The organism is Hominenteromicrobium sp. (assembly GCF_046974225.1).
Taxonomy (GTDB): Bacteria; Bacillota; Clostridia; order Oscillospirales; family Acutalibacteraceae; genus Hominenteromicrobium; species Hominenteromicrobium mulieris.
Genome location: NZ_JBKWAE010000031.1, coordinates 1 through 1,630, shown reverse-complemented (window position 1 = coordinate 1,630; position 1,630 = coordinate 1). Strand labels below are relative to the sequence as shown.

1 pseudogene is annotated in these 1,630 nt (G+C 52.1%); it reads right to left on the bottom strand.

From position 1 onward, the window contains the following. Positions 1-46 precede the first annotated feature (46 nt). Positions 47-1,588: pseudogene (locus tag ACLTX1_RS12535) on the bottom strand (VirD4-like conjugal transfer protein, CD1115 family); the annotation flags it as partial. Positions 1,589-1,630: the final 42 nt, after the last annotated feature.

Here is a 1,630-nt window from a genome sequence, read left to right as displayed (position 1 = left end):
TTCATGATAAATTCAAGGCAACTGAACTCTTCACGAACAAGTATGGCATATCCTTGCCGAGTTTCTGGTAATTGAGCGAATGTGACGTTTCACGCCCTCGACTCTCGCCGGTGTTGAATGTATCAATCGTTTCTTTCCCAAGCGCCGTAGACAGCTCCTTGAGTGTCGTCGGCTCCGAGCCGCCGAGGAATAGCCGCGAGTCCATGTTGCCAATGATGGTGTCCGCATTGTCCTTATACAACGCCTTGAGCTGGCTTTGCGCCTGCAAAATAAGGCAGGCGGAAATCTCACGGGAGCGGATCGTTGCAACCAGCTTTTCAAGCTGCGGGATCTGCCCGATGTTGGCTGCCTCATCAATCAGGCAGCGCACATGGACCGGCAAGCGTCCACCGTACACATCGTCGGCTTTCTCACAAAGGAGATTAAATAGCTGGCTGTAAATCATGGAGATCAGGAAATTGAACGAGGCATCGGTGTCGCTCATAATGAGAAACAGCGCCGTTTTTCGGTCGCCCAGCGTGTCCAACTCCAGTTCATCGTAGGCAGTCACCTCACGCAGCTCCTCAATGTCAAAGGGCGCGAGGCGTGCGCCGCAGCTCACCAAAATACTTTTGAGAGTTTTGCCCGCCGCCAAGCGATATTTGGCATATTGACGCACGGCGAAGTGATCCGGCTTTTCTTTTGCCAGCTCCTTGAACATCAGATCAACCGCATTTTCAAATTCCTCATCGTCCTCCCGCACCTCCATTGAGTTCAGCATTTCAATGAGCGTAGCGAAGTTCTGTTCTTCTACCGGCGCTTCATAGTGGATGTATCCAATGAGGGCGCAGTAAAGAAGCGTTTCGGCTTTCTGCCAGAACTCATCGCCGGTTTTTCCGTCGCCCTTGGTGTTGGAAATGAGGCACGTCACCAGCTTCAAAATGTCCTTTTCCGAGTGAATATAGGCAAATGGATTGTAGTGCATCGACTTTTTGAAGTTGATCGTATTGAAGATTTTAATGCGGTAGCCAAATCGCCGGAGCATCTTGCCGCACTCGACCACAACGCTGCCCTTGGGGTCTGTGACAACAAAGGAACAGGGATATTTTTCAGAATTGCACTGCATGAGATTCGGTTTCAGCCAGAAGCGCGTCTTGCCGCTGCCGGAGCCGCCGATCACCAGCACATTTTTATTGCGCGCTGTTTTCGGGTCTTTCGGGCGGTTGTTCATCGTCAATTTCTCTGTCTGCGTCAAAATGACATTGTTTCTGGCATCCGCGTCAATGTAGGGCGCAATGTCCTCATGCGCTCCCCAGCGGGCAGAACCGTACTCGGTATTTTTGCGAAATTTCTTCGCATTTTTGCCCTTGACGTAGACAGTCAGCCGAATTGCAGCCGCGACCAGAACTCCAACGCAGAGATCGAGCGGATGGAAACTGGGCACAGCCGTGGAAAACGCAGCGTGCAGTCCATCCATCATGTGCAGCACCTTGCCGGAAAAATCCGCGCCGGGCGCAATGCGCATGGCCTGACCGAGCTTTGTCGCAAACAGTGCGATCCCGACGTAGGGAAGATTCGGGAGAATCCACTTTTTTAGCCGCATATTCATCTCGTTTGCTCCTGCTGCTTTTCCCGCACGCGCTCTTTACCG